General features: G+C 42.0%; 22 protein-coding genes. 11 read left to right on the forward strand and 11 right to left on the reverse strand.

From position 1 onward, the window contains the following. Positions 1-252 precede the first annotated feature (252 nt). On the reverse strand, positions 253-1,638 hold the full coding sequence (locus ACTQ9S_RS02655) for an outer membrane protein transport protein (protein ID WP_350657046.1): 1,386 nt from the start codon (positions 1,636-1,638) through the stop codon (positions 253-255). A 238-nt stretch (positions 1,639-1,876) separates the two neighbouring features. Then, positions 1,877-2,155, reverse strand: coding sequence for a SlyX family protein (locus ACTQ9S_RS02660; RefSeq protein WP_350657045.1), 279 nt, complete (start codon positions 2,153-2,155; stop codon positions 1,877-1,879). A 286-nt stretch (positions 2,156-2,441) separates the two neighbouring features. Here ACTQ9S_RS02660 and ACTQ9S_RS02665 point away from each other — a divergent pair, with 286 nt between their 5' ends. From ACTQ9S_RS02665 to ACTQ9S_RS02690, 6 genes are all read left to right on the forward strand, one after another. Beyond that, entirely contained in the window at positions 2,442-4,388 is a 1,947-nt protein-coding gene (locus ACTQ9S_RS02665; protein ID WP_068036497.1) for an ATP-binding cassette domain-containing protein, read from the forward strand. Between the two features lie 464 nt (positions 4,389-4,852). Further along, entirely contained in the window at positions 4,853-5,437 is a 585-nt protein-coding gene (gene petA / locus ACTQ9S_RS02670) for a ubiquinol-cytochrome c reductase iron-sulfur subunit (RefSeq protein WP_068036502.1), read from the forward strand. Between the two features lie 22 nt (positions 5,438-5,459). Next, positions 5,460-6,665 carry a cytochrome b gene (locus ACTQ9S_RS02675; RefSeq protein WP_203226538.1) on the forward strand — a complete coding sequence of 402 codons (1,206 nt, stop codon included), beginning with the start codon at positions 5,460-5,462 and terminating at the stop codon, positions 6,663-6,665. Next, positions 6,665-7,378, forward strand: a complete 714-nt coding sequence (locus ACTQ9S_RS02680; protein WP_350657044.1) for a cytochrome c1 — start codon at positions 6,665-6,667, stop codon at positions 7,376-7,378. The genes ACTQ9S_RS02675 and ACTQ9S_RS02680 overlap by 1 nt, the downstream gene beginning before the upstream one ends. A 218-nt stretch (positions 7,379-7,596) precedes the next feature. Next, the gene (locus ACTQ9S_RS02685; RefSeq protein WP_068036508.1) at positions 7,597-8,211 is read left to right on the forward strand and encodes a glutathione S-transferase N-terminal domain-containing protein; all 615 of its coding nucleotides are present in this window, start codon (positions 7,597-7,599) and stop codon (positions 8,209-8,211) included. A gap of 159 nt (positions 8,212-8,370) precedes the next feature. After that, positions 8,371-8,808 (forward strand): ClpXP protease specificity-enhancing factor, encoded by a 438-nt coding sequence (locus tag ACTQ9S_RS02690; protein WP_350657043.1) that lies wholly within the window; start codon positions 8,371-8,373, stop codon positions 8,806-8,808. A gap of 105 nt (positions 8,809-8,913) precedes the next feature. On the opposite strand, the gene dcd is transcribed toward ACTQ9S_RS02690, so the two are convergent. From dcd to ACTQ9S_RS02735, 9 genes are all read right to left on the reverse strand, one after another. Further along, positions 8,914-9,489 (reverse strand): dCTP deaminase, encoded by a 576-nt coding sequence (dcd, locus tag ACTQ9S_RS02695; protein ID WP_068036512.1) that lies wholly within the window; start codon positions 9,487-9,489, stop codon positions 8,914-8,916. A 119-nt stretch (positions 9,490-9,608) separates the two neighbouring features. After that, positions 9,609-10,730, reverse strand: coding sequence for a DUF2804 domain-containing protein (locus ACTQ9S_RS02700; protein WP_350657042.1), 1,122 nt, complete (start codon positions 10,728-10,730; stop codon positions 9,609-9,611). A gap of 69 nt (positions 10,731-10,799) precedes the next feature. Beyond that, positions 10,800-11,231, reverse strand: coding sequence for a hypothetical protein (locus ACTQ9S_RS02705; protein WP_350657041.1), 432 nt, complete (start codon positions 11,229-11,231; stop codon positions 10,800-10,802). Between the two features lie 72 nt (positions 11,232-11,303). Beyond that, complete coding sequence (gene apbC, locus ACTQ9S_RS02710) at positions 11,304-12,521, reverse strand: iron-sulfur cluster carrier protein ApbC (protein ID WP_350657040.1); 1,218 nt, start codon at positions 12,519-12,521, stop codon at positions 11,304-11,306. Between the two features lie 389 nt (positions 12,522-12,910). Continuing rightward, entirely contained in the window at positions 12,911-14,260 is a 1,350-nt protein-coding gene (gene mgtE / locus ACTQ9S_RS02715) for a magnesium transporter (RefSeq protein ID WP_068036518.1), read from the reverse strand. Between the two features lie 156 nt (positions 14,261-14,416). Beyond that, positions 14,417-15,217, reverse strand: a complete 801-nt coding sequence (locus ACTQ9S_RS02720; protein WP_068036519.1) for a 3-hydroxybutyrate dehydrogenase — start codon at positions 15,215-15,217, stop codon at positions 14,417-14,419. 65 nt (positions 15,218-15,282) lie between these two features. Beyond that, positions 15,283-15,912, reverse strand: coding sequence for a CoA transferase subunit B (locus ACTQ9S_RS02725; protein ID WP_440453627.1), 630 nt, complete (start codon positions 15,910-15,912; stop codon positions 15,283-15,285). A gap of 77 nt (positions 15,913-15,989) precedes the next feature. Continuing rightward, positions 15,990-16,703 carry a CoA transferase subunit A gene (locus tag ACTQ9S_RS02730; RefSeq protein WP_068036521.1) on the reverse strand — a complete coding sequence of 238 codons (714 nt, stop codon included), beginning with the start codon at positions 16,701-16,703 and terminating at the stop codon, positions 15,990-15,992. A gap of 157 nt (positions 16,704-16,860) precedes the next feature. Continuing rightward, a complete protein-coding gene (locus ACTQ9S_RS02735; RefSeq protein WP_440453629.1) occupies positions 16,861-18,201 on the reverse strand; it encodes a short-chain fatty acid transporter in 1,341 nt (446 codons plus the stop codon). 368 nt (positions 18,202-18,569) lie between these two features. Here ACTQ9S_RS02735 and ACTQ9S_RS02740 point away from each other — a divergent pair, with 368 nt between their 5' ends. The 5 genes from ACTQ9S_RS02740 (at position 18,570) to ACTQ9S_RS02760 (ending at position 26,470) form a co-directional block, all read left to right on the forward strand. Next, on the forward strand, positions 18,570-19,985 hold the full coding sequence (locus ACTQ9S_RS02740; RefSeq protein ID WP_068036523.1) for a GntP family permease: 1,416 nt from the start codon (positions 18,570-18,572) through the stop codon (positions 19,983-19,985). 406 nt (positions 19,986-20,391) lie between these two features. Beyond that, positions 20,392-22,497: a methionine--tRNA ligase gene (gene metG / locus ACTQ9S_RS02745; protein ID WP_350657036.1), complete on the forward strand. Its 2,106-nt coding sequence runs from the start codon at positions 20,392-20,394 to the stop codon at positions 22,495-22,497. A 381-nt stretch (positions 22,498-22,878) separates the two neighbouring features. Beyond that, the gene (locus ACTQ9S_RS02750) at positions 22,879-23,925 is read left to right on the forward strand and encodes an ABC transporter substrate-binding protein (protein ID WP_440453631.1); all 1,047 of its coding nucleotides are present in this window, start codon (positions 22,879-22,881) and stop codon (positions 23,923-23,925) included. Between the two features lie 77 nt (positions 23,926-24,002). Continuing rightward, entirely contained in the window at positions 24,003-25,043 is a 1,041-nt protein-coding gene (locus tag ACTQ9S_RS02755; RefSeq protein ID WP_068036527.1) for an ABC transporter substrate-binding protein, read from the forward strand. 524 nt (positions 25,044-25,567) lie between these two features. After that, positions 25,568-26,470 (forward strand): ABC transporter permease, encoded by a 903-nt coding sequence (locus ACTQ9S_RS02760; RefSeq protein WP_068036528.1) that lies wholly within the window; start codon positions 25,568-25,570, stop codon positions 26,468-26,470. Positions 26,471-26,496 lie beyond the last annotated feature (26 nt).

Here is a 26,496-nt window from a genome sequence, read left to right on the forward strand (position 1 = left end):
TATGACTGGACAGTTCTTAATTATAACCATATCTTTAATCAATCGTAGCTAAGGGTTATATATAAATCTAGCTCTATTAAATCGACTTCTTAATATCAATAATATGCTAACAGCAGGATTTCTTTATTTACCTTTTTTACTTAGATTTATCTACAAAAAAAGCGACCCCTTATGGATCGCTTTTTTATAGCTTAAAATAATAGAAATGCAGTTAAGAACTTTTACGTCAGTATAAGTCTGAATATACTCAGATTATTGAGCTTGATAAGAGACTTTAACACCCAGTATGTAACCGTCATTATCTTCAAAGTTGCTAACGATGTTTTGAGTTGGGGTTTTGCCTTTTGCATTACCGAACCATAAATATTTGCCACCTGCTGAAACTGCCCAGTTCTCAGTAACGTTATATTTAGCACCAAGGCCTGCACTATAGTAGCCTTCGATAGGACCTAATGACGTTACCGGATTACCAGCACCACTATCCCAACCGATATTACCTATAACCGCTAATGCTGGCGTTAGACGTTTGGCTAAACCAAGCTCGACAACCCATTGATCATCATCATAGCTGACTAGCGGTAGACCATCAGGATATCTGGCTTTACTAACTGCTGTATATAATGGTGGTACGATATTAAAATCGCTCCATGGTACATAGCGTACTTTTGCAGTGGCTAGTGTCGTTGGGTTAACACCAGTTTGGAAATCAAAGTTCACAGATTCAGGGGTAGTAATATCGATGCTACTACCCATTTCAAGACCAACTGCTGGATACTGCTCATGGATAGGTATGCTGTGGTCAATCTCAGAACGATAAGTCAATGCTGCTTTTAAGGCAATTTCTGGTTTGCTATATGATAATCCAGCTAACCAGCCATAATCTTTACCAGAACTAAGATGAGCGGTATAGCCCGTAGCAGGACCATAGGCAAGACCGCGTAGCTTTACATCAGCTTGGATTTGCTGTGCAACGGGACCACCATAGACTTGGAAGTTTTTATTGACACCAAAGTTCATACCTAAAATACCAGTAATACTTTCACTGCGTACTTCAACGTTAGTACCTTCACCTTTACTATTAAGTTCTGCTTGGGTAGCACCTAAAGCAACATCTACCTCTCTTTTTTGTTTTGTCAGAGCTGCTTTCAATTCTGGATCTGTTGTACGATCAATTTCACCTTGTAAAAAAGCTTGTGCACCTAATGCTTCGGTCACATTGGCAAATTTTCCGCTAGAAACAGAGTTAATAGTCGCACTTGTATCACCTTTTGCAACAAAATTATTATCACCGCTATAGTCAGCGGCTGCACCAAAAGGCTCATCATATAAAATACCAACGCTAAAAGTATCGTTAATATCCGCTTTTACACCATAACGGAAAAAGTCATATGACTCAGCGATGTCATCAATTTTTTTATCTTGTTGATAACCGTTGTTATCATCACCGATATAAGCATTATCATGCCCACTAACTTTAGCATCAATATAAGTATAACTGGCTTCTGCGTACAGGCCGTCTTGTAAGAATGCAGTGATATCTTGCCCTGAGCGATCAAGACCAGCGGCGTTACCTATACTAGCAACAGAAAAGGCTGCAATAGCTACTACAAGTGTTTTTAAATGAAAATTAGGGCCCATTATATTTCTCCAAACGTCCTCATTGTCATACCTTCCTGATAATCATCATTATGCAGGTGGTATCCTCGGTGAAGGATGTTAATGTCTTTTGAACGTTAAGACAACAAAAAATATATATTATTTCTCGTTTATGACCGTTTGGTCACAGAATAATAGGTATATCTATTTATAGAGATATAGTTGAGTTAATTAAAAAGTTACCAAAAACCAAGATAAATAATAGGTAATTTCCTCAAATTTAATAATGTGGCGGTCTATCTGCTATTACATCAAAGGGCGCAATACCATCGTCAGCACTTTGACTTTCCACTTGCTTGTATACCAGCTTTAGCTGACGCTGCAGTGTATGAATATGTTTGTCTTGGCGAGTAACCACTTCATCAAGACGCTCTATTGTTAATTCAAGATGAGCCATACTCATTTGTAGTTCAACCATTTGTGTGTATAGCTCAGAATGGTCTGATATCCTATCTTTTTGGCTTGTACTGTCTTCTGTATTTTCTAATGCGGTATTCATACTTTTCTCAATGTCATGACTATTTATAGTATAGGTCTCATATTATAGGTCATTTATAGTTAACGAGGGGTTAGTCATGATGATTGTTACTAATAAGATGATAGTGCTAAAGTGAAAATTACCTCATTTATATTCGTACTTTAACCATAATAGACATGATAAAAAATCTTTGCTCACGCTAAAGTCGTGTGGCAGCATGTTATACTGCTGACAATTTAGCAACATCCTTTATATCACTATCGTTCAATCATCACTTTCACCACTATATATAAGCTTAAGATAATTTATGGCACTGATACATTTAAAAAATATCCATCTCGCCTTTGGCGTTGCTCCTGTTCTCGATGGCATTGACTTTAGCATCAACGAAGGCGAGCGCGTCTGTTTGATCGGCCGCAATGGCGAAGGTAAATCTACTTTATTTAAACTAATCAACGGCTCATTGCAGCCTGATAGTGGTGAGGTCATCATTAACGGTAGTGCAAGCGTAGCAATGCTTGAGCAGGACGTACCTGAGACTAGCGGTAGAATATTAGACATCGTCATGGGTGGAAGTCGTCGTACCGCTGACCTATTGATTAAATACAACCAGCAGACTAATCTATGTGCAGATGGTGATATGGATGCTTGTGAGCGTATGGCAACGTTGCAGCATGATATTGATGCCGTTCACGGTTGGGATCTAGAACGCGAAGCAACTCGTCTGATCACTACTATGGGACTTGACCCTGAAGATGACTTATCATCTCTATCCGGTGGTCGTAAGCGTCGTGTACTGCTTGCACGTGCATTAGTAACGAAGCCTGATATGCTATTACTTGATGAGCCAACCAACCATTTGGACGTTGATAGTATTGAATGGTTAGAGCGTTTCTTGCTCGATTGGCAAGGCCTGACCCTGCTGTTTGTCACCCATGATAGAGCATTCGTTGATAAGCTTTCTACTCGTATTGTGGAGCTTGATCGTGGTCAATTAACGAGCTATGACGTCACTCAAGGTGCAACAGGTTATGCACGTTACCAAGAGCTCAAAGAGCAACAGCTATTAGCAGAAGAAAAAAATAACGCAAACTTCGATAAAAAGCTAGCACAAGAAGAAGTTTGGATTCGCCAAGGCATTAAAGCGCGTCGTACCCGTAACGAAGGCCGCGTACGTGAACTAAAAGCGCTCCGTGAAGAACGTAGCGACCGCCGCGAGCAAGTCGGTAACGTTAATATTACGATGGGCGAAGGTGAAAAAAGCGGCAAGCTGGTCTGTAAGGTTAAAGATCTACATCTTGAGTACAACGGCAATGTATTGGTCGATAATTTCACCACTACTATTATGCGTGGCGACAAGATCGGTATCATAGGGCCGAATGGCGCAGGTAAAACCACACTTATCAAAGCCCTACTCGATATGTCTGATGACGAAGTGACCAAAAGTGGTAGCGTTGAGCTAGGCACGAATTTAAAAATCGCATTTTTCGATCAGCTTCGAGATCAGTTAGACCTTGAAGCTACTGTTGCTCAAAACGTGTCAGAAGGCTCAGATTTCATCGAGGTTGGTGGACGTAAGACGCATATCATGAGCTATTTACAAGATTTCTTATTTGCTCCAGAACGTGCACGTACCCCAGTTAAAGCCCTATCTGGTGGTGAGCGTAACCGTGTGTTACTCGCCAAACAGCTGCTAAAACCTGCTAATATCCTGGTACTTGATGAGCCAACCAACGACTTGGACATGGCCACCCTTGAGCTGTTAGAAGAGTCCGTCAGTAGTTTTAACGGTACCATTCTTTTGATTAGCCATGACCGCTCATTTATGGATAACGTAGTCACTTCTACTTGGGTGTTTGACCAAGATGAAGATGGCAAAGGTATCGTTAAAGAATATGTCGGTGGCTACCAAGAATATCTGATACAGAAGAATCGCGCACAAGCAGCCAATGCAGTTAAGTCTACTAACAAAGGTGCTGAAAATAGTAAGTCTCCTAATAAGTCGACAGCAGTAGCCAAGCCCAATAAAGCGGCAAAAAAGCTGAACTATAATGATCAGCGCGAACTTGATAATCTACCAAAAGAGATTGCCGCTCTTGAACAAGAGCAAATTCAGCTACAAGAAAAATTGGCTGATGGTTCATGGTTCATTCAAGACTTCGAGGCGGCAACTGTTGCAAGCGAGCGACTGTTAGTCATTGAAGATGAAATGATGAATAAGCTTGAACGTTGGGAAGCCCTTGAAAATGATTGAAGTGCTTTTGGTTAGCCAATCAAAATGATAAAGACAATCAATATAGTATTGTTAGGCAAAAAACAGACAAATAGTTGTCAGTTATCTTGAATATGTCTTAATGAGACAAATAGTAGTAAATGTATGGAAAGTTAGTGAACATTACCGTAATTTCAAGTATCATTCTCGGTCTTTGAATATCCTTATTGATTCTAGGGTAATTGTTAAAATCATATTTTAATATAATGAAATGTTAGTTTTAGACTGGCTGTAACTTTTTAGTAAGGTTACAGCTAGAAAAGATGTGCTGTCAGAGTAGTTTTATTTTTGACACAATAATTTATTTTATGACCAAAATAGCTTAGAATAGCAACAATTAGCAAAATTAGGCACAGCTAACGTGGCTTATATATTGGTATTGTAAATTTCTAAGTCACAAACCCAGTGTGGGATAATCCCATTTCATTCACCTGGAGGAAGTATTAATGAGCCATGCCGAAGGCGTTAATGTACAACGCCGTAGAGTTCTTATTGCCTCGACTGCCGCGATTGGTGCAGCTGGGGTAGCTGCTGTGGCGACACCTTTTGTTCGTTCTTGGTATCCAAGTGCTAAAGCAGAAGCTGCAGGCGCTGCAGTTACCCAAGATATCGGTTCTATCGAAGAAGGACAAATGATTGTCGTAAAATATCGCGGCAAACCTATCTTTGTAGTCAAACGCACTGAAGACATGTTAGGTACGCTTGAATCAGTAAAGCCATTATTATCTGACCCTGATTCTAGTGCATCACTACAACCTGAATACTGTACGAATCCTACTCGTTCTTTAGAACCAAGTGTATTGGTTGTAGAAGGCGTGTGTACGCATTTAGGCTGTGCACCAAATTACCGTCCTGATGTTGGTGCTGCTGACTTAGGTGGTAATGACTGGTACGGTGGATTTTTCTGTCCTTGTCACGGGTCTAAGTATGACCTAGCGGGTCGCGTCTATAGTGGCGTTCCGGCACCGCTTAACTTACCCATCCCAGAATATAGTATGGATGGTACCATCTTGACGGTTGGGGAGGCTTAATATGAGTATGGGTAAAAAGTTAATGCATTGGGTAGACGCGCGCTTTCCGGCGACTGAAACCTATGAATACCACATGTCCAAATATTATGCACCGAAGAACTTTAACTTTTGGTACTTCTTCGGCGTTTTATCAATGGTGGTATTGGTCAACCAATTGGTCACTGGGATTTGGCTTACGATGATGTACAACCCAAGTGCCGAAGGAGCATTTGCGTCTGTTGAATACATCATGCGTGACGTCAAAGGCGGCTGGCTTATTCGCTATATGCACTCGACTGGGGCATCAGCATTCTTTGTAGTAGTCTATTTGCATATGTTTAGAGCCTTGCTCTATGGTTCATATCAGAAACCACGTGAGCTTATTTGGCTTATCGGTATGGGCATCTACTTAGCCTTGATGGCAGAAGGCTTCTTCGGTTATCTACTACCGTGGGGCAACATGTCATTTTGGGGTGCACAGGTTATTTTGAATCTTCCTGCTGCGCTACCAGTTATTGGTGACGGTCTTGCTGAATGGGTACGCGGTGATTATATTATCTCAGGTATTACTCTAAACCGTTTCTTTGCCTTACATGTAGTTGCTATTCCACTAGTATTGGTCGGTTTAGTATTTATGCATTTAGTGGCTTTGCATCATGTGGGTTCAAACAATCCAGATGGTATCGACATCAAAAAGCTCAAAGATAAAAACGGCATACCATTAGATGGTATTGAGTTCCATCCTTACTACACCGTACACGATATGGTTGGTATTGTAGTGTTCTTTATTTGCTTCTTTGCAGTGGTATTCTTCTTCCCAGAAGGCGGCGGTTTCTTCCTTGAGCCACCAAACTTTGAAGCAGCTAACTCACTAAAAACGCCTGCACATATTGCGCCAGTATGGTACTACACTCCTTTCTATGCCATCTTACGTGCGGTTCCTGATAAGCTTGGTGGTGTTATAGCGATGGGTGCTGCGATTGCAGTGTTGTTCCTAATACCATGGCTTGATAGATCTCCTGTACGTTCGATACGTTACAAAGGTATTTTATCTAAAATTGCTCTAACCATCTTTGCAATTAGCTTTTTGGTACTTGGCTATTTAGGTGCGACGCCAACGACGCCAACAGCGACATTAATGGCTCGTATATTTACTATATTGTATTTCTTGTTTTTCTTATTGATGCCGATTTACACTGCCATTGAGAAGTGTAAACAGCCACCAGAACGCGTTACCGGAGGTCACTAATGAACACGCTAACAAAATCCTTAACTGGTTTGGGCTTAGGTGCGGCATTAACCCTGACTGCTGGTACTGCACTGGCCGCAGGTAGTGGATGCGGTACGTTCACTAATGCCGAAGGTGTCGAAGAACATTTAGCTTGTAGCACAGCCCCAATTGATTTTACCAATAAGGGTTCGTTACAGAACGGTGCTAAGATGTTCATGAACTACTGCGCAGGTTGTCACTCAGCGAAGTACGTTCGTCATTCACGTATAGCGAAAGACTTAGAGATACCACCTGAGCTGGTCGAAAAGTATTTGATGGTGACCACTGATCAAATTGGTGATCATATTGATGCTGAAATTGATCCTGAGATTCAAGCATCATGGTTTGGGGCAGCACCACCAGACTTATCGCTTGAGACCAGATTACGCGGTGACGACTGGGTTTATACTTACTTGTTATCATTCTATGAGGACCCAAGTCGTCCTTGGGGTGCTAACAACTTAGTGTTGGCGAATGCAGCTATGCCTCATGTACTGCATAATCTACAAGAAGATTTAAGTAAAGAAGAGTTTGAAAGCGAAGTTGGTGATTTAGTTAACTTCATGGCATGGATGGGCGAACCTGTTCGTCATGATCGTCAGGTCATCGGCATGTTCGTTATTCTATTTTTGCTCGTCTTATTGATTCCTGTTTATCTACTAAACAAAGAGTTTTGGAAAGACGTAAAATAATCAAACAATTGAATGTGATATGTAAATTCTATATTTATTTATAAAAAGAGGCATTACTTCGGTAGTGCCTCTTTTTTTGTTTTGCATTAAGGAATATTCTAATACTTTTGTATTAAGCACTATTAGTACTGATACTCGATATAGTTTACGCTTACTACCTTGATAAACGAGGCAACTTTGTTTACGATGGCAGCCTTAACTATTAACATTAGGCTTTCATGATTGATGCGAATGACATTCCAAGTAGTCAGCTAATTTTATATGCTGATGATGGCTACGACAGTCATGTGGTACGCCTATTACTTGAAGAAAAGAAGCTCGCTTACTATTTATCACGCTTACATTCTGAGCGCCCTGAAGACCTGACCGAGCTAAACCCTTATCATACTTTGCCTGTCTTACAACAACGTGAAATCTCGCTATATGAGATTAACGTTATCTTTGAGTATCTTGAGGAACGTTATCACGCAAACAAACTGCTGCCTGATACCCCGCAAGAGCGGGCACAATTTCGACAGTTAGCATGGCGTATCCAGCGTGATTGGCTGGTACTTGGTAAACGACTGCTCATGCATCCAGATAGCTTTAATAAAGCCCAAGCTGCCGTGGCAAAAAAACAGTTGGCTGATTCATTGATTACCCTATCCCCACTGTTCGCTCATAAGTCTTATTTTATGGCAGATGAATTTGGCTGGTGCGATGTGCTGTTAGCGCCCTTGTTATGGCGTCTTGAAGAGATGGGTATCGAACTACCTCGAGCTATCAGTCGTCCATTGTTTGACTATCAAACACGACTCTTTGAGCGTGAGAGCTTTAAAAAAAGCGTTCGCTAATTAGACGACTGCAGACAGCTTGATTAAAATGGAAATTAGTCCAATACAAGCTAATAAAATAAAAGATAAGCAAATTTCATTGATGTTTTATCCGTTAATGAAAAGCTGAACAAGGTATTTTTTAATCATTAAAGACCATTAAATATAGGAAATCATCAGATGAGCGAAACCACGTCTATTACCCCAACCCGCCCCTATATGGTGCGTGCATTATACGAATGGATAGAAGACAATGCCCTGACACCGTATCTAATGGTAGATGCCACTGCTGAGAATGTACAAATACCAACCGAACACGTCCAAGATGGTCGTATCGTGCTAAATATCGCTAGCCGTGCTACAGGCAACATGAGTATGGAAAATGAATACATCCATTTCAGTGCACGCTTTGGTGGGGTGTCACAAGAGATTTGGGTACCGCTTATTGCTGTGATGGGTATTTATGCAAAAGAAAACTCACAGGGTATGTTCTTTGATCCTAGTGAATATGAAAACTATAAGCCTGAGGACGAATCAGAAGTTGCTGCTAAGAAGAGTCCTACTGTCACTCCTAAGCCAAAACGTGATAACAAAGCAGGTTTAAAAGTCTTAAAATAATAAAGCTTAAGTTAATAAACACTGAGACATAAAAAAGCTGAGCGTATTAGATACGCCCAGCTTTTTTGTTGCCGGTTCAAAGGGCTTGCATCCCTAAAGACCGTATTAGGTTCTTGGTAATGTAACACCTCTTTGACCTTGATATTTACCGCCACGGTCTTTATAACTGGTCTCGCAGACATCATCAGCATCACTTTGGAAGAATAGCATCTGTGCCACGCCTTCACCTGCATAAATACGTGCTGGCAAATTAGTGGTATTACTAAACTCTAAAGTCACGTGCCCTTCCCACTCAGGCTCAAGTGGCGTCACGTTGACGATAATACCGCAGCGTGCATAAGTTGATTTACCAAGGCAAATCGTCAATACATCACGTGGAATGCGGAAATACTCCATCGTACGTGCCAATGCAAATGAGTTGGGTGGAATGATGCACTCATCACCTACAATATCGATAAAGCTTTTTTCATCGAAGTTTTTAGGATCAACCACTACTGAATGCACGTTGGTAAATACTTTAAACTCAGGCGCACAGCGTACGTCATAACCATAGCTTGAGGTGCCGTAACTAACCAAGCGTTCGCCTGCATCATTAAAGCGTACTTGACCCGGTTCATATGGCTCAATCATGCCATACTCTTCAGCCATTTTACGAATCCAGCGGTCAGACTTGATAGACATTGTTCTTCCTTAGCAAATATTTAATAGCGACGATTATACGGAATTGGCGGCTTAATTTATAGAGCAGTGGCGACTTTAAAATCCATAACGATATTAACGGACTTATTACCTATCATGATTCACCATTTGGCAAAATGATCTTCTGCCAGCCCTATCATCTTATCAATTCTAATCACCTCGTTTCCTAAGCGTATTTCACCACTATATAGTCCAATCCATTGCTCAAAGATACTGGCAAGCACACCAAAGTTATCCGTCTTCTTATAGACAGTAATAAGCGTAAAGGTTAAATCAATGTCGACATTGCTCCAACCTAAGTTTTGATGATAGACACTCCAAATATTCTGCGCTGATGCGTCCAAATCTTTACGTATAAACATCACGGGCGGCAAGTAAGATATCTGTCCATCAAGCCAGCACGCATTTTCACTGGCTCCTGTCTCATTAACGCCCATCGATAAGTTCAATGCAAAATGACGACCATCTGGTAAATAGCTATTAATACACGTCCAAAACCAATTGGTCTTGTGACGCATATAACCAAGTGTCCAATCTAGATTGGCAATGGTGGTATTAGTAAAGTCTATTTGCTTGGCTTTAGAATCAGGAATATTAGAAGCATTAACGTTAAACTTTGACTTGCCTTTAATGAGTAAATGCCCAGATATGGCTGTCAAAGGTTCTTTTTGAGTGAACGTCCAGCCTCGCCTGCCCGTTGGTGTACAGACAGCGAGTGGCTGCGACTGCCTTGCTAAGGTTGCATGGAGTGCAAGGTTTTGACTGTCTAGCGCAACGATAACTTGCGCGGGCGTAAAATCTAAAGTAACTGTCAGCTTTGCATGAACAAACGCAATCTGCCCTTGATAGCAATCACCTGTTAAATGTGTTTGGCGAGTCAAAGGTTGTAGCGCTTCATCAACCTCTAACTCATCAGTCTCATCGTTATAAAGATAGACGAAGGCACTAGTCGCAAGCTTAATGGTCGCCAGTGCTAAACAGACTCGATAAGGAGGCTGAATAATTTGGATAAAGCAAAATTGGTTGGCTTTGAGCGCTTTGCGCCAATTGGGTAAGGACTTTTGTGAGATAAGATAACTATAATAGTCAAGATAGTTGATACTCTTGACGTGAGCAAAGACGCCAAAGGTAGGCTGACCATTTTGAATAAGCTCGTCAAGAGCAACTGGTCGCAAGCTGGTGGATAAGTGTTGCTGATCTTGTTCGTTGCGATTTTGATACATCGTCAAGGCATCCTAGCCAAATTTTTCTAAAGGTACTGGTTTTTTAAAGAGACTATTTGCTTAGAGTGACTATTTATTAAAAGAGACTATCTTTCCTTGATAGCTGACTGTGGTGTGTAAAACTCTTCTTTTTGCCTGTGCAGAAGCCACAAAAAATGCTTCCGTTATTACCTTAACTTCAATGCTGGTCCACCCATCAACTAACGTTTCTGTCACATTCGTTGATGCCATTACACTCATCCATAAAAAGTGTCTAGGAAACTTAATTAACAGGTCAGCGAGAGCCTTTGAAAACTTATTAAAATCAGCAATCACCATCCGGCGGTTGCTAAAGTCAGCTTTAACCTGATGACGTTTGCTACTACCATCTTTATAGTAGCAAACGCCAATCAATTGATTGTTTGAGAGTTCAATCACATATATCGGAGGGCGCAATAATTTTAGGAACTTATACTGTTTGGGAATATTATCTAAATGACTTTGATAGATAGATAAGCTCACAATACTTCCTTTTTAAAATACAAGCACTTTACAGGTTAACCGTTCAGGCTATTTCAATACCATTAAGAACCATCAAAAAATACGCTTATCATCGATAGGCTTAGCGAATTTATTAATATTGGCTTCGATATTCTTAGCAATACTCAGATAATACGGCGCAAATTCATCATCAGCGAGTACGCTTGGTTCGCCTTTATCCACTTGGGCACGAATACCACTGGCAAGTGGCAACTGCCCTAACAGCGGTACCTGATATTGCTCAGCGATAAACTCGCCACCACCAGTACCAAAGATAGCTTCGGTATGGTTACAGTTGCTACAAGTATGCAATGCCATGTTTTCAACTACACCAAGTACCGGAATATTAGTTTTGTTAAACATCTCAACGCCCTTTTGCGCATCAAGTAGTGCAATATGCTGAGGCGTCGTGACAATCACTGCGCCAGTGACTGGAATACGCTGTGCTAGCGTTAGTTGAATATCACCCGTACCTGGCGGCATATCAATCACTAAATAATCTAGCTGCGGCCAATTGGTTTGGTTATACAGCTGCATCAGCGCGCCAGTGGCTTTTGGCCCACGCCAAGCGACAGGTGTATTATCACCATCGAGCAAGCTACCAATCGATAACATCGCCATGCCATGCGCATCGACAGGAACGAACTGCTCATTTTCTAGTTGCGGCCTTACATCGGCGACGCCTAGCATCGTTGGCATACTAGGGCCATAAATATCAGCATCGAGTACGCCAACACGGTTGCCTAGCTTTTGTAATGCTAAGGCAATATTAACGGTCGTAGTTGATTTACCCACACCGCCTTTACCTGACGCGACTACGATAATATGACGAATACGCGGATGCGGCGCTAGTGACGCTTGTGTTGGTGCAGCTTTAGTAATCGGTGGTTCGCTGTCTGTATTGGATTGTGCGGTAGGCTTGGCTTGCTTAGCCATGGCATCCGTCGTCTTTGGCATTTGCTTCGGTAAGCTTGAGCCTGCGCCCTTAGCTGCCGCTGATAGACGTACATTCATATGAATGGTTTTGATACCGTGCGGATGCAGCAGTCGCCCAAGCTCTTGCTGAATAATTTCAGGATCAGTATCTGCTGGTAAACGTAAGTCTAAGGTTAATTGGTCGCCATCACGTTCCAGCCCCGTTACCATAGTGGCAATACTAATAGTACCTACTTCATAGCCAAGCAATACTTTATCCACAGCACTATCACGCTCTGCCTGCTGTTGCGGAGTTTCAGGTTTTTCTGACGTTATTTTTTTTATAAAGTTGAACATAGCTACCTTTACTTCTATATGAATAGGTTTGATGACATGACTTTTAAGAATTTAATAGTAAATATTCTTGGGATAGTCAGTGTATCTGAATTGAGAATATTAAAAAAACTATAATACTAATAGTTGTTATTAATAAAAAGACTGCAATGAAAAGCTTCTATATTCTAGCTGTTCGCTACCCTCTTATAATTGGCGCTCACGATTATTTACTAATAAGCTATTATATATAGTCAGTTCAAAATAAAAAAAGGTATAAAACTTTTTGGCGTGCGACTAGGGAGTGTTTAACATTCGACCATGGCACTGACAGAGGCTACACGACTTAGTTTTTAAAATAAAATATCCCAGCAGCGTTGTGTATTTCTGAATTAAATTGACTATCATTAAAGTTATATAGATAAAAACTGAGAAGCAATAAACAGGTAAATCAGCACGCCTGAGGCATCACATACTGAGGTTATTAAAGGTGCGCTCGCAGTGGCAGGGTCAAGACCTATTTTATTTAATACAAAAGGTAAGCTCATTCCAATCACACAGCCAATCATAACCACGGACATCATACTAAGCGCGAGCACCAAAGATACTACCGCATCGCCGCGCACATAACCAATGATAGAGATAGCAACTGCCATAGTAGCGCCTAGCATTAGCGCGACTACAGCTTCTCGTCCCAATAGCGAGAGCCAATCTCGCATGACGACATCGCCCGTCGCTAGCGCACGCACCATCAAGGTGGCAGACTGAGAACCAGCGTTACCGCCACTATCGACTAGGAGTGGTAAGAAAAACACCAGCACTAAGTTGGCCGCAATTACCTCTTCAAAATTGGCAATACTAAAGCCCGAAAGCAAGTTGCCAAATACTAAAAACACCAGCCAAAACACGCGCTTACGATACAGTACTCTAACGCTGACATCTTTGAGCCTACCAACCATAGTCGTGACACCGCCTGACTTATGAAAGTCATCAGTTGCCTCATCACTAGCGACATCCATCGCATCATCATGGGTGACAATGCCTACCAAGGCACCACTGTCATCAGTAATTGGCAGTGCAATCAAGTCATAACGAGCCACTACTTTGGCGACGTCCTCTTGATCGTCGTTCACATTACAAGACACCACAGTGCTCATCATAATGTCATTAATTAACTGTTCAGGAGACGCTAAAATTAGTACTCGTAACGACACAACTCCTAACAACTTACGTTCATCATCAATCACATAAGCATGGTAGATGGTCTCAGCATCGGGGGCTTCCAGTCGTAGCGCATCCAATGCCTCAGTTACTGTCATCCGAGCAGCTAAAGTAGCATAATCAGACGTCATTAAGGCGCCAGCAGTGCGCTCCTCATAGGCAGATAGTCTGCGAATATCTTCACGCTTTGCTTGCGCTAGTGCTGGTAGTAAAGCGTCGCGCTGATCTTGATTTAGATGCTTATATAAATCGGTGCGTTCATCAGCGGGCATCTCCCCTACTAATATCGCCATGCTATCTCGAGGAAACTCATGTGCCATAGCGACCTGAACATCAGGTTCTAGATAAGAAAAAATGGTAGAACGATTAGATAAGCGCTCTAATAGCTGCCAAGCAAGTTCGGACTCCATGAGTGCGAGCACATCAGCGATATCAATAGGTCGCAAATCTTGTACTTGATTAATCGCTTGTTCGAATTGCTGTTGTTCGATGGCACGGCCTAATTTCGCTGCAAAAGTTTCGGCAAAATCTTTATTATTCATTATTTTTACTCCGTGCGTCCCAAAACGGTGCAGCAAAAGCTCATAAAAAAGAGCCAATATTATTGGCTCAAATTAATAGAAACTAGATGCTAATGGATTGGTCTTTTATTAGCAAGCTAATGAATACTAAACTAATAAAATATCAATCAAACCTGTTTAATTCATAAACCAACCATGACTGGCAACGATAGACTGCCCTGTAAACACATTGCTTGGGAACGCTGCTAAAAATAGCGCTAATTGAGCAATATCATCAACGGTGGTAAATTCTTTATCGACTGTATTGACCAGCATAATGTCATTAACCACCGACTCTTCACTGATGCCTTTTTCTGCCGCTTGTTGCGGGATTTGTTTTTCGACTAACGGCGTTTTAACAAATCCTGGGCAAATCACATGTGAGCGTACATTGTGCTCAGCGCCTTCTTTGGCTAACACACGGCACAATCCAAGCAAGCCGTGTTTAGCAGTCACATAAGGTGCTTTGTAAAGTGAGGCTTCATGCGAGTGTACTGAACCCATATAAATGACCGTACCACCTTTATCGTCTTTATACATATGCTGTACGGCAGCTTTGGTAGTCAGAAATGCACCATCTAAATGAATGGCGAGCATCTTTTTCCAATCATCAAATGCCATTTTATTAATCGGATCAATAATCTGAATACCGGCATTGGAGACGAGAATGTCAATACCGCCAAAAGTATCAACTAGCTGTTGCACGCCATCATTTACGGCATCCTCTGATGTCACATCCATAGCAATCGCCAGTGCGCGTCCACCAGCAGCCTCAATAGCATCGACCGTTTGCTGCGCCGCTTCAAGATTAATATCTGCAATACCAACCGCTGCCCCTGCTTTGGCATAAGTCTCAGCGATATCACGTCCGATACCACTTGCAGAGCCTGTGACTAAAGCTACCTTACCTGTCAAATCTTGTTGTAATTGAGTCGCCATATTTTATATTCCTTTATCAAATAGCTTGTTTTAATGCCTGTGCAAGATATATGTATGCAACATGCTTATTGAGCAATGCTCACTGGCGTCTTTTCTTGTAGTTCTTCAAAGCTAACGCCATCTGCAAGCTCAACCAACTTCAAACCATTGTCAGTGACATCTAATACGGCAAGCTCAGTGATGATACGATCCACTACGCCTTTGCCGGTTAATGGCAGCTCACAATTGGCAAGAATTTTTGGATCGCCGTGTTTATTAACTTGTTCCATTAATACAATCACGCGTTGCACGCCTGCAACTAGATCCATGGCACCGCCCATGCCTTTGACCATCTTTTTAGGAATCATCCAGTTGGCAAGGTCGCCCTGCTCCGAGACTTCCATCGCGCCCAATATTGCCAAATTGACATGACCGCCACGAATCATGGCAAATGACTCTGAGCTAGCAAAATAACTGGCACCCGGCTCTGCTGTCACCGTTTGTTTACCTGCATTAATCAAGTCAGCATCTACGTTTTCAGCGGTTGGAAACTCACCAATACCTAACAGACCGTTTTCTGACTGTAGCCAAACATCCATGCCTTCAGGAATATAGTTAGCCACTAGAGTTGGTAGACCAATTCCTAAGTTCACATAATAACCGTCTTGTAATTCTTTCGCAGCGCGCTGCGCCATCTGCTCTCTTGTCCATGCCATGGTAATTTCCTTATTTTTTACAATGTTCTATTATCATTAATCTAAAAAGTTAAAAAATATTTTGACAGACTCTTTATTTAAGCGTTTTCAACTGCTTTAGTTGTCGTTTTTTCGATACGTTTTTCAGGGTTGCTGTTTAATACAATACGCTGCACAAAGATACCAGGCAGATGCACTTCATCAGGATCGAACGTGCCAGTCTCTACGATTTCCTCTACTTCGACAATGGTAATTTTGCCAGCCATTGCACAGTCTGGATTGAAGTTACGGGCGGTTTTGTTGAACATTAAGTTACCCGATTTATCTGCTTTTTGCGCTTTGATTAATGACACATCAGCACGCAATGTATGTTCAAGCACATATGTGCGACCATCAAAATCACGCGTCTCTTTACCTTCCGCGACGAGTGTGCCGACGCCAGTTGCAGTATAGAACGCAGGAATACCAGCGCCACCCGAACGTAGCTTTTCAGCCAATGTACCTTGCGGGGTCAATTCAACTTCTAACTCGCCAGCTAGGTATTGACGCTCAAACTCTTTATTTTCACCGACATAAGATGAGATCATTTTTTTGATTTGACGAGTTTGTAATAGTAATCCTAAGCCAAAGTCATCAACACCCGCGTTATTACTGATACAGGTTAAATCTTTAACGCCGCTATCACGCAATGCTTCGATTAAAGCTTCAGGAATACCACACAGACCAAAACCGCCGATTGCGAGGGTTTGACCATCACTTACAATACCTTTTAACGCTTCTTCTGCACTACTATATACTTTTGATTGACTCATGGTTGTCTCCTATAATTATCGTTTATGATTTTTTAATTAACCCATAGATTAATAATGGTTTAACTTTATTATGTATCCGTTCTATTGTTGCCTTTGAATCGTTTCATTAAGTTTGTTGTTTTTATTACCTTCTGTATTCATTTACACGCCATACCAGTTATACCACTAACCAAAACACACCCATAATAATTGCCCCTGATACTGCAAGCACTATCAGACAGTAGCCCATGATAGCTCGAGCATCTAAGCCGGCAATACCTAATAACGGTAATGCCCAAAATGGCTGAATCATATTCGTCCACGCATCGCCCCACGCAATCGCCATTGCCGTGACTGCTGGTTTGACACCAAGCTCGACACCAGCAGGTATCATGACAGGCCCTTGTACAGCAAACTGACCGCCGCCCGATGGTACAAAGACGTTGACCAAACCTGCGCTTAGAAATGCAAAAATAGGAAAGCTGTCTGCTGAAGCGGAATTGACGAAGAATTCGGTAACTTGCGTACTAATAGAGATGCCGTCAGCGTTTGCTCCGGTCATGATACCCATGATGCCACCGTAAAACGGAAACAGTAATACAATGCCGGTGATGCCGCCTATACCTGAGTTTACTGCGCGATAGTAACGCTCTAGGGTGCCATGCGATAACAATCCTATAAACAAGAATAGCCCAATAACTATATTTAATCCTAGATTAAAACCATTGCTGCCAAACTCACTAATATAGTACATCAAAGCTAACGCCAGCAGAATGACAGCGATAATACGGCTGTCATCTAATCTTTGCGCTGGGGTATCTCGGCGAGGCGACACATAAGCTTCTTTTTTAATGAGCTTAGGGTCAATAACGGTAGGATTTTTTGGGTGCATAAAGCGATTTAACAGAGGCAAGATTATTACTAACAAGCCAACAATGAGTAAGTTGTATCCGGCAAACACGGTTTGTGATAAAGGCACTGCTTCGGTTATTGCATTGCCCGATAGCGTGAGCAAGGTGTCACCGCCTGAGCTTAACGTTAACGGTATCGACCCTGAAAAGCCTCCATGCCAGATAACAAACCCTGAATATGCGGCCGCTACCAATAAGGGGTAATCGACATTAGCTACTTTTTTTGCGAGTGACTTGGCAAAGATAGCGCCAATAATTAGACCAAAACCCCAGTTTATCCATGAACCAACCAGACCCACCAAGGTTGATACTATGATAGCGGTCGAAGGGGAATGAATACGACTGGCAATATTATCCAGTAGACGCTGAATGAATGGCGCACTAGCAAACGCATAGCCTGTCACTAGTATGAGCGCCATTTGCATGGCAAAGCTATGTAGTGACCACAGCCCATTGCCCCAATGTCCTGCCATTGCTATTACGTTTTGGCCCGTAATAGCGAGTCCAACGACAAAAGCAATGAGCGTTAAAACAATAGAGAATACAAAGGGGGATGGTAAATACCGATTTACCAGTTGTACGCTCGCATTGGTAATAGCACTAAACATATCCACATTCCTTGTCGATTTAATGTTTATGGTTCAAACTTATTGTTAGTAGATTACTGCTTGTTAAATATGGTAGTTTATCCATAGCACTCAATACAAGTACAACCATAATAATACAATTTATATCGATATATCATATATGCGATACTTATGCTAACTTAACATATTATTCTCATAGCGACTAGAGAATAACTTTAAGATTATAGAGGTTGCGATTGGTAGTGTGAATAAAAATATTATAGGTCATAATCATATCAGTACAGATGCATACTAAATATAATCTATTACTAAGTATTTGATATCTTGTGTTGACCTCTACTAGCAAGCACTGCATAATCGCTGACTGAATTTTGCCAAGGAGGGCGATCATGTTTAGCACACTTGCTATTGTTATTACTTTATTTCTATTAATGTTCTTTGCTTATCGCGGTTATTCAGTGCTGATTTTGGCACCGATTATGGCGATATTAGCTGTATTCCTATCAGGGGATTTTTTAAGTAGTATTCCTGCCTATACCGATGTCTTTATGGGTGCTTTGAGTGGATTCTTACTCAAATTCTTCCCTATTTTCTTGTTAGGTGCATTGTTTGGTCGTTTGATGGCAGACTCTGGAGCGGCGACAGCAATTGCCAATACCGTGGTCGAAAAGCTTGGTGCCAGCAAAGCCATTCTAGCAGTCATCTTAGTCTGTGCTATCTTAACCTATGGTGGTGTATCGTTATTTGTCGTAGCGTTTGCTATCTATCCAATCGCCAAAGACTTATTCAAAGCCGCTGATATTCCTAAGCGCTTGATTCCAGCAGCGATTGCCTTAGGCTCATTTACCTTTACGATGACCGCATTGCCGGGCACGCCAGCCATTCAGAATGCCATTCCAATTCCTTATTATAATACCAACGTATTTGCCGCGCCTATCCTAGGTATTATCGGCGGTACTATCATGTTTATTTGTGGTTGGTTATGGCTACAGTCACGGGCTAGAAAAGCCAATGCGGCAGGTGAAGGCTACGGTCAGCATGACGAAGAGGATGTAGGCGGCGTTGGTGCAGCAAAAAAAGAAGCCGAAGTGCTAAATACTCATCACACCTCCTTTACGGTTGCTATGATTCCGCTGGTATTAGTCATCGCTTTAAACGCTTTATTAACTTATGCTATTTTCCCTTCGATAGACTTTAGCAGCTTACAAGCTCAGTTTCCGGATTTAAATATCGCCGGCTCACTCGGTCTATGGTCGATTATTATCTCGTTAGTCGTTGCCTGTATTGTTTTGATTTTGCTGCGTATCGGTCATTGGAACAATCTACAAAAAACCATCAACCGTGGTACTTATGATTCGATGTTGCCGATTTTTAACACCGCATCGGAAGTTGGCTACGGTGCGGTTATCGCTTCACTTGCAGGCTTCCTTATCATTCGTGACAGTATCTTAAACCTAAATCCTGATAACCCACTAATCTCAGAAGCCGTTGCTATGACCACGCTTGCTGGTATTACGGGCTCATCATCAGGTGGTTTGAGTATCGCTCTATCGACGTTGGGCGAAGATTACCTGAGAATGGCGGTCGCAGCTGGTATTGATCCAGAGCTTATGCACCGCGTGGCGGTTATGGCAGCGGGCGGGCTTGATACTCTTCCACACAGTGGCGCGGTCATCACGTTGTTTGCGATTTGTGGCTTGACCCATAAGCAGTCATACCTGAATCTTGCGATGGTCACGATGATTATTCCACTCATCGCTGTGGTCGCTGTTATCATCTTAGGGACGATGTTTGGCTCATTTTAGAAACCGTTTAAGCTTTAAGCGGTTTCTTGAGCTTTGAATATGAATGAGTTTTAATGTGTAAATTCAAAACCCACTTGGCAAATTGCTTGGTGGGTTTTTTAATAATAACTTTATAACGAGCAAAGCTAGGGCGTATTATTTATATCTAATAAATGAGCGACCATTTATGTACCATACGGAGCTAACTACCATATTGGTTACCGTATTGGTTATCACATTAATTACTGTATTAATTAGTATGGTAATGTCACAAATTTGACCGATTTACGGTATCATAGGCGCACTTTTTGAATTTTCATTTTTAGAAGTTTTAGTATTGATAGTTTGATATTAATAGTATCGCGTCTGCTCGCCATAAACTGCTTGCGACGTTTGATAACCAACCCGTTTATATAAAGTATAGGTGATGAAAGTGCGTGAGATTCTAGTAACCAGTGCGCTGCCCTACGCCAATGGCTATATCCATTTGGGGCATCTTGTAGAATATATTCAGACTGATATTTGGGCGCGTGCGATGAAGGCACAAGGCCATCAGGTCACTTATGTCTGCGCGGATGATGCACATGGTACGGCGATCATGCTCAAAGCAGAAGCTAATGGCATCACGCCAGAAGAGCAAATTGCCTCAGTTAAAGCCTCGCATGAAGCGGACTTTGCTAAATTTTTGATTAACTTTGACAATTATCACTCCACGCATTCAGAAGAAAACAAGCATTTTTCCGAGCTGATTTATCGTCGTCTTGATAGCGCTGGACATATCAGTACCAAAGACGTTGAGCAATTATTTGATCCTGAAAAGCAATTGTTTTTAGCGGATCGTTTTGTCAAAGGCACTTGCCCTGAATGCGGTGCGCTTGATCAATATGGCGATAACTGTGAAGTGTGCGGCACAACGTATGATGCAACAGATCTTAAAGATCCTTACTCGACGTTGTCTGACGCCACACCTGTCCTAAAAACCTCTAAGCATTATTTCTTTGATTTACCTGAGTTTGAGCAATTCTTAAAGGATTGGACGCGTAGTGATAATCGCTTGCAAACATCGGTTGCTAATAAACTGCAAGAATGGTTTGACGCTGGCCTGACCAGCTGGGATATCTCACGCGATGCGCCATATTTTGGTTTCCAAATTCCAGATACCCCAAGCGACGAGCCAGACAAATATTTTTATGTATGGCTAGATGCGCCAGTCGGTTACATGGCAAGCTTTAAAAACTTATGTGATAAGCGTGCAGGTACAGATAAAGCGCTTGATTTTGACCGTTATTGGATGCAAGAAAACGAGCATAAGACCGAGGTTTATCATTTCATTGGTAAAGACATCGTTTATTTCCATGCGTTATTTTGGCCAGCCATGCTTGCCGGCAGTGAATTCCGTACGCCGACTGGTGTCTTTGCCCATGGCTTCTTGATGGTTAATGGTGAAAAAATGAGTAAGTCACGTGGCACCTTTATTAAAGCCGAAACTTACGCTGATCATTTACACCCTGAATACTTGCGTTATTATTTTGCTAGCAAACTGTCTGACAAAGTCGAGGACATTAACCTTGATTTAGAAGACTTTATGCAAAAGGTCAACTCTGACTTGGTTGGTAAGGTCGTTAATATTGCCAGTCGTAGCGCTGGTTTCTTAGTGAAGAAATATGACGGTATGCTGTCGGACGTTTGCGTAGAGTCAATGCTTCTAGAAGATATTACCAAAACTGGTGATGAAATTGCTGCTGCTTATGAGAATCGCGAATTCTCGCGCGCTATGCGTTTAATCATGCAATGTGCAGATAAGGCCAACGAGTATATTGACGAGAAAAAACCATGGTCGCTTGCCAAGCAAGAAGGCACTGAGCAAGAAGTTCAAGACGTTTGCTCGGTTGCGATTAATATCTTCCGTCAATTGATGGTTTATCTAGCGCCAGTATTACCTGAGCTGACTGCCAATGCCAAAGAATTTTTAAACATTGATGACTTGAGTTTCGCTAGCCGTAACCAATGGTTGCTTGGTCATAAAATCAATAAATTTAAACCTTTAATGCAGCGTATCGAAGAAAAAGACGTTGCAGCGATGGTTGAAGCGTCAAAAGAGTCATTAGCTCAAACTGCTACTCCAGTTGCTAGCGAAGATAATAAACCAGACGCTAAAAACATCCAACCAGAAACAGATACTGATATAAGTACTGAGCAAGCTGACTATATTGGTATCGAAGACTTTGCCAAAGTTGAGATGAAAGTCGCACACGTCTTAGAGTGTAACCATGTCGAAGGCGCAGATAAGCTTCTGCAATTCACCTTAGACGTTGGCGAAGACAAGCCGCGCAATGTGTTTAGCGGTATCCGTAAATTTTATGAGCCTGAGCAATTACTTAATAAAAAGGTGATTTGCGTCACTAATCTTGCACCACGTAAGATGAAATTTGGTATCTCGGAAGGCATGGTGTTATCGACTGGCGATCCAAAGACAGGTCTAACAGTTGTTACCCTGCCTGATGATTGCGTGGTTGGTGATACTTTAGCTTAACTGCTCCATTCAGCATTGACATAAAAAAAGATGTCCTTAGTGGCGTCTTTTTTTATGTCGTTTTTTATAGTATATAGGTTAATAAAACCATCAATACATGACTCAATCACAGCTATGACGAATACGCCTTAATTTTTTATTGCGATAACTTACATTACTGTCATAATATGAACATAATGATCGACGGAACGATTACCTTATTGTTAGCCTGCTATTTTGGCATCAACATAGCATTGACTCGGCTAACCTGCATTTTCCAGTATCATCTTTAAAACCAAATATAACGAAGACGAATGCAAGTACTACCATGAGTAGACATAGCGATTCTGATAATGTTAACTTGGTTTTTACGATTGATATAACTTATGAGTTAACCTAATAATGACTATTGCTTCTACTTTACGCTTAAGCCTATATGGCGCTGCTATTAGCGCCACCCTTGGATTAATTGGCTGCTCAAATTCTACCGATACTGCTGCAACGACTGATGAAAGTGCAGCCGCTGATACTGACAAACCCGCTAAAACGTTGGCCATTACTCAAATCGTTGAACACCCATCGTTAGATGAGATGCGCCGCGGTATCATTGATGAGCTGGCTGATAATGGTTATGTTGAAGGCCAAAATCTAACTATCAACTTCCAAAGTGCCCAAGGTAATACAGCGACAGCAGGACAGATTGCCAAGCAGTTTGCAGGAGACAATCCAGACGCGATCGTCGCCATTTCAACGCCATCTGCCCAATCCATTGTTGCCTCAACCAAAACCGTTCCGGTTATTTATACTGCTATCTCAGACCCTATTGCAGCGAAGCTTATTAACGAAAATAACGTACCTATCCAATCTAATGTGACAGGCCTATCAAGCGAGTTACCTATTGCGCCGCAGTTAGACAATATTCAAAAAATTGTACCCAATGCAAAAACCATTGGCTACGTCTATAGCCCAGGTGAGATTAACTCTGTAGTAGTGCTCAATCAGCTTAAAAAACTCGCGCCAGCGCGTGGACTCAAAATATTAGATGTGACAGCCAACCGTCCAACTGACGTTGCTATGGCGACTCGTAGTCTTGCTGGTCGCGTCGATGTCATTTATACCTCGTTAGATAATAACGTTGTGTCAGGATTTGAAGCAATGGCAGGTGCCGCTAACGAGCTTGATATTCCAGTCATTGCCTCGGACGAGTTTAGTGTAAGACGCGGTGCCACTGCTGCGCTAGGTGTCAACGATTATGACTTTGGCCGTACCACTGGAAAAATGGTTTATCGCGTGTTAAATGGCGAGGCTGTCAATACCATTAAGCCTGAAGTCATGAATAAATTAACCTTGTATGCAAGTCCGAAGCACGCGGCTGAGCAAGGTGTCAGCTTGCCAGCAGATTTGTTGAAGAATGCCATTAACGTTGATACTGATACCAATACCAAATAGAAAGTAGTAGGCTATTAATTAGCACGTTAATTATTTATATAGTGTATGGACACACTATTATTTTAGGAGTAAGACCCATGTTGTATCAAAATCGTTTTGGTCATTTCAATTTTAGTAAAGCGCTATTATTAGGCGGCGTTTGTACTGCTATCTTGACTGGTTGTAATCAGTCAGCACAAGATACTAGCACTACTGACGCGGCTGCTACTGGCGATGCCGCAGTAGCTATGAAGACGGTCGCTATCACTGCTATTGTAGAACATCCAGCGCTAGATGATGTCCGTAAAGGTGTCATCGATGAGCTAAATGATGCCGGCTTTAAAGACGGTGAAAACTTAACGGTCAACTTCCAAAGTGCACAGGGCAATACTGCCACGGCGGGACAGATTGCCAAGCAATTCGTTGCAGACAATGCAGACGTTATCATCGCGATCGGCACTCCATCAGCGCAGTCAGTAGCTGCTGCGACTAGCAGTATCCCACTAGTATTTTCAGCAGTCACTGACCCAGTCGCAGCCAAACTAGTCACAAAACTAGATGGCTCTGGCACCAATGTCACTGGTGGCTCTGATGCACTACCTTATGAGCCACAAATTGAATTGATGCGTCAAATCATTCCTAGCTTAAAAAATGTCGGTTATGTTTATAGCCCAGGCGAAGTCAACTCAACGATTATCTTGAAAAACTTAAAAGAAAAACTGACACCACTAGGTATCAACGTACTCGAAGCGCCTGCCCAGCGTAGCACTGATATTGCGATGGCCGCCCGTAGCCTCGAAGGTAAGGTTGATATGATCTATACCTCAACCGATAACAACGTCGTATCGGCCTACGAATCACTATATCAAGTCGCTAAAGAGAGCAAAATCCCACTGATTGCCTCAGATACCAGTTCAGTTGAGCGCGGTGCCATTGCTGCCTTAGGCGTAAACTATTACGATCTTGGCCGCGAAACTGGTAAAATCGTTGTACGCATTCTAAACGGTGAAGAAGCCGGCGCCATTCCTGTTTATACGCCGCAAATGCTTGATTTATATGTCAGTCCAAACCATGCCAAAGAACAAGGCATTACTTTGCCACAAGCGGTTATCGATAAAGCAAAAGAAGTGGTAGAATAACGCACTTTTATAGTTGGCTCATCATAGCAATCATAATATAGATACCGAGTTTGATAGATTGCGTGTCAGCCGCCAGCTACCTTTATGCGATGAAGCTAAATGTTTAACATAAGAAACCCAGCTATGAATTAGTAGGCTGGGCTTCTTATTTAAAAGGCTATTATTAAGTAGCGGTTATTTAAATGCTTTTATTTAGCTCATTACTTATAAAATACTTATAAGTGCCAAGGTATTTGCTTAGGACTTTATTATTTACATAGCACTTATAACATAGCATTTAAATTTTGCGATATCTTGAACCAAAGCTTTGAACCAAGGTAGCTTATGATAGCTTTTCATCGTGACATGTTTTGGTTTACCCTAACCGCAGATTGCTTAATCTGTTAAATTCACCGCTTAGCCGTTTAGCTAAAATTGACTTATAAATTTATAGATAAGAGCACGCTGGTATAAGCCACTTACTCTGTGAGTTAATAAATAGAATGTTATTTACTAAACGCTTGGTTATGACTTACTGATATCTTATGTCTCTAATTGCTTTTTTTGGTGCGCTTGAAAGCGGTCTAATTTACGGCCTAGTAGCACTTGGTGTGCTCATCTCATTTCGTACGCTCGACTTTCCTGATTTGACCGCTGATGGTAGTTTTCCATTAGGTGGCGCCGTCGCTGGCATCTCTATCGTCGCTGGTGTCAATCCATGGTTGGCCTGTGCTTTTGGTATGCTAGCAGGTTCAGTCGCTGGTATCGTCACTGCATGGCTACACGTCAAACTTGGTATCTTGCAACTACTTGCCAGCATCTTAGTCATGGTCGCGCTATATTCTGTCAACCTACGCATCATGGGCGCGCCCAACTTGCCGTTGTTAGGTGAAACCACAGTATTTAGCACTTTGGTCAATGACGAAAATGGCTATTGGATGCGTTGCCTTATCATTGGTGTGGTCATATTGCTTGCCAAGCTATTCTTAGATTGGTTCTATAGCACTGAAACTGGCTTATCCATGCGTGCAACTGGTTCAAACCTCCGTATGGCCCAAGCGCAAGGCATTAACACCTCTTGGATGACGATTATCGGTATGGCCGTCTCTAACGGCCTAATTGCTTTAGCAGGGGCGCTGTTTGTACAGACCCAAGGTGGCGCAGATATCTCTATCGGTATCGGTACGATTGTCATTGGTCTAGCAGCAGTCATCATTGGGGAGACCATCATCCCTGCCAAGCGTATTTGGCTGATTACCTTTGCCGTAATCGTTGGTGCGGTACTATATAAGCTATTTATTCAGGTCGCGCTATCGAGCGATACGCTGCGTAGTATTGGCTTTGGCCCGCAAGATTTGAACTTGATTACTGCCCTACTTGTGGTATTAGCACTGGTATTGCCAAAAGCAAAAACTAAGTTTTTATCTCGTAAAGTTCGCGTTCAATGACAGTCAAAGCAGGCGGTAAAAAACTG

It is taken from the genome of Psychrobacter sp. ASPA161_9, assembly GCF_051970275.1.
In the GTDB taxonomy this organism is placed as follows: Bacteria; Pseudomonadota; Gammaproteobacteria; order Pseudomonadales; family Moraxellaceae; genus Psychrobacter.